The 6,666-nt window shown below is 53.9% G+C and carries 6 protein-coding genes; all 6 read right to left on the minus strand.

What is annotated here, in order from left to right; genetic code table 11:
* Positions 1-1,570: 1,570 nt before the first annotated feature.
* The 6 genes from WNB94_RS17140 to WNB94_RS17165 all read right to left on the minus strand — a co-directional run bounded on the left by WNB94_RS17140 (position 1,571) and on the right by WNB94_RS17165 (position 6,286).
* Entirely contained in the window at positions 1,571-1,933 is a 363-nt protein-coding gene (locus WNB94_RS17140; RefSeq protein WP_341391588.1) for a hypothetical protein, read from the minus strand.
* A gap of 270 nt (positions 1,934-2,203) precedes the next feature.
* Complete coding sequence (locus WNB94_RS17145) at positions 2,204-2,602, minus strand: DUF2834 domain-containing protein (RefSeq protein WP_341391570.1); 399 nt, start codon at positions 2,600-2,602, stop codon at positions 2,204-2,206.
* 166 nt (positions 2,603-2,768) lie between these two features.
* The gene (locus tag WNB94_RS17150; protein WP_341391571.1) at positions 2,769-3,296 is read right to left on the minus strand and encodes a hypothetical protein; all 528 of its coding nucleotides are present in this window, start codon (positions 3,294-3,296) and stop codon (positions 2,769-2,771) included.
* 790 nt (positions 3,297-4,086) lie between these two features.
* Entirely contained in the window at positions 4,087-4,764 is a 678-nt protein-coding gene (locus WNB94_RS17155; protein WP_341391589.1) for a PEP-CTERM sorting domain-containing protein, read from the minus strand.
* Between the two features lie 275 nt (positions 4,765-5,039).
* A complete protein-coding gene (locus WNB94_RS17160; protein WP_341391586.1) occupies positions 5,040-5,618 on the minus strand; it encodes a hypothetical protein in 579 nt (192 codons plus the stop codon).
* A gap of 245 nt (positions 5,619-5,863) precedes the next feature.
* Entirely contained in the window at positions 5,864-6,286 is a 423-nt protein-coding gene (locus WNB94_RS17165) for an Imm50 family immunity protein (protein ID WP_341391590.1), read from the minus strand.
* Positions 6,287-6,666: the final 380 nt, after the last annotated feature.

Below are 6,666 nucleotides of genomic sequence, written 5' to 3' on the forward strand. Positions count from 1 at the left end.
GGGTCGCGCACCCTTTGACGTGCGTTTCAGCGTCATGGGGGCTGGTCTGCGATGCATTCGGCTCATTTGTCGAAGCGATCACGCCGCCTGTTGCCTCGCAAACGAGTTGTTCAGACCTTCCCTAGAAGTAGAGAAACTATGAACGATATTGCGGCGGCCGCTGCGGCAATCTGGATGGGCTTCCCCAGCAGGTAGGTGAGATAGCATAGGCTAGCTGTGATGAGAATTCCAATCATTGGAATGGCTTATTGAGTTCGATTGATGGGTTTGGCGAATGGCCGTGACGATTGTTTTACGGGAGCCTAACTACCAAGGTAACCGGCGCCGGAGCCCGCCAGGGCGGAGGGCACAACCAAGGGCCGTGAAAATGCCGAAGGCATGGCCCTTGGTTGCGTCCGCGTTGACCTGACAGTTAGGCTGTGGCGCGGAGTGGAAGGTTTTTGCATTACGCCTGCCTGCAGTTTTGAGTGTTGTACTTCATGTGTCAATCCGCGCCACGGTGCTTAGGCCACTGCATTCTTACTCCCCTTGCTCTCTCTGCTTGGTAGATCCTGCCACCAAGACCACACGCAGGCAACTGTGACTAGAGCAAAGCCTGTTGATGCTTGATAGTGGTGTGGGCTGAACCAGGACGCTGACATTGCCAAGGACATCAGTGCAGCTAACGCAGCTGGGACAGCACGGATTGCCCGCCATAGGCGGCTGTGCTTTGGAAGTGAGACGGAAGCGCCAACAGCAAGAAGAATAAGCACCGAGGCGCTTATTGCTTCCATAAGCGGGATGCTGATGGAGTCACTATCTGGCAGGTAAAAGCCCGCTTTTAGATTGCTGTCGAGGACATGAAAAAGTGTGCCGTTCGCGACAAGCAATGACGCCAGCATTACCAGGAAAGTGCGCAAGCCTTGCATAGTGCGGAGTGGCCTAACTACCAAGGTAACCGGCGCCGGAGCCCGCCAGGGCGGAGGGTACAACCAAGGGCCATGAAAATGCCGAAGGCATGGCCCTTGGTTGCGTCCGCGTTGACCTGACAGTTAGGCTGGGGCGCGGAGTAGAGGGCGTAGAGTTCACGAGAAACCCTCAAAAGACTAGCTGTATGACACAGCCGGCTACGGAGACAGCAACGACTTTCACAGCATCATGGCGCACGCGATCAACAAGCCAAAAGAGTGCCAGGCAGAAGGCGCCATGGAGCGCTGTGTAACCCAATGCACCTAGAAAGCTTGCCCCTAGAAGTAGAGAAACTATGAACGATATTGCGGCGGCCGCTGCGGCAATCTGGATGGGCTTCCCCAGCAGGTAGGTGAGATAGCATAGGCTAGCTGTGATGAGAATTCCAATCATTGGAATGGCTTATTGAGTTCGATTGATGGGTTTGGCGAATGGCCGTGACGATTGTTTTACGGGAGCCTAACTACCAAGGTAACCGGCGCCGGAGCCCTTCAGGGCGGAGGGCACAAGCAAGGGCCATGAGAATGCCGAAGGCATGGCCCTTGGTTGCGTCCGCGTTGACCTGACAGTTAGGCTGGGGCGCGGAGGAGAGGGCGTGGAGCATACGGCAACCTGGATTGCCTTAACTTGCCGACTGAGTTGAGATGTATTTTGCAAGTGCTTCGCCCTTGAGTAATTGTCTTGCTGCTACTAGATGAACGGCTGCCTGAATAAGAGTAAATGTGGCATACGGCCAGTCTATTGGGCCGAGGATCAAGCTTAATGGTCCGATGAAGCCTAGGAAGTAAAATATATAGCCCAAAGCTTTTGCCGCGCCAGCTTTGCCAATCCAAACGCTCAAACTAAGCGCGCCAAGCACGGCGGACAAGAACAGCGCTCCACCAGCGTTGGTGGGAAGAAGAACGATGCGAGCGATAGGTAAGAGAATGCTTATTGCCAGCAGTGCAAATAGCTGCTTAGGGAATTGGTTATTGGGGTGTGACATGGTGTGGCCGTGGTTATGTGGGAGCCTAACTACCAAGGTAACCGGCGCCGGAGCCCGCCAGGGCGGAGGGCACAAGCAAGGGCCATGAGAATGCCGAAGGCATGGCCCTTGGTTGCGTCCGCGTTGACCTGACAGTTAGGCTGGGGCGCGGAGTGGAAGGTTTTTATAGTACAGCCGCCTGCATTTTTGGGCATTGCACTTCACGTCTCAGTCCACGTGTGTCAATCCGCGCTGGGGTGATATGCGGGAAGCGAGAGGCGGCACTGGGACTCATTTTCGGCCTTGTTGCATGCGAAGCAGCAGGTAGAACGCGAAGCCAGTAGCTACGCCGGGTGCAATGCCCAACACTATGGCGATCCATCCGTGCTTGACGCCGGATGACTTTGCTTCATAAAGAACCCAAGAGGTGAGAATGGCCCAGCAGCTAATTGCGTCCAGTGCGTAACCTGATGCATACGGATTGACAAAGCCAGCGGCGAATGCGCCAACTACATCGGGGTTTTGCATCAATGGTGGCGCGACGATCCAGATGAACGCGGCGGCAAATGCAATGCCGATACCCGCAACAATCGATTTGAAGATTTGTGGAGTCATCACGATCGTGGTTTGAAGAGGCCTAACGCTGAGTTCACCGGCGCCGGAGCCCGTAAGGGCGCAGGGCACCAACATGGGCCATCAAAATCGCGAAGCGATGGCCCATGGTGGCGTCCGCGTGCAACGCCGAGTTAGGCTGGGGAGCGGAGTGGAAGGGGATGGAATAACACATGATCTGAATTTATGGGGGTTGCACTTCACGTGTCAATCCGCGCTGGTGGCAGATGAGATATTGCATAAGTTACTCACAACGTTTCATCCCGGGTAGCTTTTTTTCTGTAATGTTTTTATTTTCTGCGCATTTGGAGGATTGGCTGATGCAACGAATTTTGTAGCCCTTGTGCATCTTTGCTTTTTTGCCTTGTACACCTTGTGTGGCTGTGATGACCCAATTCACGACTGCTTGAGCATCTGCTTGTTCTTCGAGCGTATAGCCGGTCAAGAGATATCGAACTTTGCCTTCGTACATACGGCGAGCTAAGTTTGGCGCTAACGACGCCAAGGTTGGACCTCCTGCATCAAACAATAAGAAATGCTTAAAAGTAACAAGAGGCGAAGCCCAATCACCAACATGCTTGCTCGGAGCTATTCCGACCCACGTAATTTTCCCATCAATTCTATGTTTCCTGGCTTCTGATCCGATGCCGCCAATTCCTATGACGGCCTCATACTCAAGGTCACGTACTTGACCCATACAGTCGTTGATTCCAAATACCCCATCCTCATTGGGATCGCCTGTATGAGTTCGCTTATAGGTGAGAATGCGCATGGAATTTTGGAAGCCTAACTACCAAGGTAACCGGCGCCGGAGCCCGCCAGGGCGGAGGGTACAAGCAAGGGCCATGAGAATGCCGAAGGCATGGCCCTTGGTTGCGTCCGCGTTGACCTGACAGTTAGGCTGGGGCGCGAAGTAGAGGGCGTGGAGCACACGGCAAACTGGCCGTGGTTCGATGAACAGTGATGCTGCACAGACGCTCCCTTTGATGTTTCCAGAGAGTCTGCCAGACGCGCGGTCTTGGTGGAAGACCACCGAGCGTGTTTGGCCAAAAGGCCGATGGCGAATGGCACTTTGGCGCCCCAGGATGTTGAGCTGACTGCCGCAGGACAGGCGGCCCACAAGGCCGATGGCGTGTGGCACTTGGGCGCAGCGCGGTGGTGAGCAGGCTGCCGGAGGACAGACGGCCGGACTGAGCGGCCAAAGTAAGACCCCATGCGTGCCGTGCTGCAGGTTCGGCGCGCGTTGAAACCGTTCAAAAGGGTAAGGCAGTGGACACCAAACCAGGCTTCCAGAGCCTTCCGAATACTGCTCACTCGACTTCCAGAGAGCTTCGGAAACGAAGGCCTAACTACCAAGGTAACCGGCGCCGGAGCCCTTCAGGGCGGAGGGCACAACCAAGGGCCATGAGAATGCCGAAGGCATGGCCCTTGGTTGCGTCCGCGTTGACCTGACAGTTAGGCTGGGGCGCGGAGTGGAAGGTTTTGATAACATGTCAGTCTAGAATTTTGGGTGTTGCACTTCCCGCCCCAACCTGCTTAGGGGCGTGGCGCGGGTCGCCCATTTAATGTGAATGCGTGCGGCGAGTTTTTGGTGCGGCAAGAAAGCAGCCCATCAGCCCGCCTAAGCCAAAGAGAGCGAGCGTTCCCGGCTCCGGAACTGCTGAGACAGTAATGGTGGCTACGCCAGAACCCGTGCCATACAACCAGCGACCATCTTGGAGCTCGAAACCGGTCCATTGAGGGCCAAAGCTTGAGAGGTCGTCGGTGATGAGCGGCGTTGTTACCAGTGACAAATAGCCCTCTAGCGTGTTGACTGAAGAAAAATGGTTGTCCTCATAGACAACTACAGTCCATGGTGATCCTCCATTGATGGTGTTCGCAAAGCCAAAACGATCGGGATAAATGAATAAAAATGGCGCGTTCAATATTGGCATATCAAACAAGCCCAGCGATGCTTGAGTGATTGTCAGTTGGCTCAGCTCGTACCCGCCGAGATGTGAGACTTCCCAAAGGTCAATTGCGTCGGATTCCACTGTACCCTTAAAGATCCAGTCGCCTGTGGGGTTGGCTCCATAGGCTACTCCGCTTGGCACCCCATAGTCATCGTAAATCACATTGCTATACGATTGAGTGATGGTGATGGGTGTTGAATGCGACTGGGTTACAAAAGTGACTAAGCAAAAAGAGGCGAATAGTTCCTTGAACATGCTCTTCATGGATGTTGATTTCAGTACTGTCATGGGAATTTTTCCTTGTGCTTTGGTGTCCGTTTGCGTTCTTGGTACGAATGGTGTTGTTTGTAGTCAATGTAGGAGCCTAACGCCCGCGGTAAGCTGCGCCGGAGCGAAGCGGAGGGCACCAACAGGCAGAGCCTGTTGGCGTCAGCTTGACCAACCAGTTAGGCCATTTTGCCTTTGACATGAACAAGATGCCTCCCAACGTATTACTTTTCAGCCGTAACATTTTTCCATTTTTTAACCCAACCGCTCATATGAGGGAGATCCTATTGCTTTTTTTAATGGTCGATTCTGTCAAGCGTTTTTGCGGCATCGCAAAGCTTATTCGCTGCCCCCTTGATTGATGTGTCAACTTGATCTTTGATTGATGGGCCATCAGGAGATAGATCTAGCGGGAACTCTAGGTCTAAAAATTCCTGGGAAGCTTTGAAGCTAGGGCGTTTCACAGTGTCTGCTTCGCTGCGTGTAATGGCAAAGTATTGAAGTGCAAGTGAGAGTACAGGCTTCGCCTTTAATGACAGCACAACTACACGGTTAGCATTCGCGCTGTCGATGATAGTTGGCAATGCCTGCATTGGGTCTTCCCCGTTCACCTCAATGAAACCATAATATGAGCGCAAGTCACATTGCGCTGCGCCTTTGTAGACACCATCGTGGAAAGTCGAGAGGATTGCTAGAAACATCCGCTCCATTTTTTGTGCCAAGCGAACATCACTATTCCGATCTTCTGCATCAGGTCTAGGGATGCTGCTGTCTGTGGCGTAGATGAGGAATCGCCGCTGATCTTTGGCGTCTTGTGCGTATACGGAGCATCCAATCAAGAACGCCAGAAGGGTGACGCCTATTTGCTTATACATATGCATACTTATTAAGTAGTGGCCTAACTACCAAGGTAACCGGCGCCGGAGCCCTTTAGGGCGGAGGGTACAACCAAGGGCCATGAAAATGCCGAAGGCATGGCCCTTGGTTGCGTCCGCGTTGACCTGACAGTTAGGCTGGGGCGCGGAGTGGAAGGTTTTGGTGCTGTGTGAGCCTGCATTTTTGGGTGTTGCACTTGACGTGTCAATCCGCGCCAGTGTTTATCGCTTGGCGGAGGCAATGCTCACTTCGCATAGGGCGTGATGGTGATGAGCTGAGCTGTTTGGGCGGTGAATGAAGCCTCAAAGAGGTAGCAGTGCTCTAGCTCAACTTTGATGATGGTTTGCTCTTGCTTGTCTCGGGCCTGCGCTAGCTCCAGGTTCAGTGATGAGATGACGTTCTGGCCATTGAAGCCTTCGACGTGAACTTCGCTGACGCCCTCAAACCGGAAATGAAGCACTGCATCGCCATGCAACTTGTAGTGGCCTTCTGGCGTGATCTCGGAGGTCATTACCCATCCGCGCAAGTGCAAGTCAAGTGTCGGGGATGGTTTGCCCTGCGTCCTATCGAGAGATAGCGTGAACACCTCTGCATCATGAAAGCTCGGCCAAAGCCCGAAGTGGGCGATGACGCGCTCATGACCGACGATGAACTCATGTGCTTCCATAAACAGTGGCCTAACTACCAAGGTAACCGGCGCCGGAGCCCGCCAGGGCGGAGGGCACAACCAAGGGCCATGAGAATGCCGAAGGCATGGCCCTTGGTTGCGTCCGCGTTGACCTGACAGTTAGGCTGGGGCGCGGAGTGGAAGGTTTTCATATTACTCACGGCAGGAGGGCTGGGCGTTGCTCTTTGCTCGATAGTTTACGCATTAATTTTTTCCGCACCCAGCAACCAACAACTGGGGTCCATATGAGCGCTGCTAAGGAAGGTCTGAACAACTCGTTTGCGAGGCAACAGGCGGCGTGATCGCTTCGACAAATGAGCCGAATGCATCGCAGACCAGCCCCCATGACGCTGAAACGCACGTCAAAGGGTGCGCGACCC

Origin of the sequence: Aquabacterium sp. A3 (assembly GCF_038069945.1) — a bacterium.
Lineage (GTDB): Bacteria > Pseudomonadota > Gammaproteobacteria > Burkholderiales > Burkholderiaceae_C > Aquabacterium.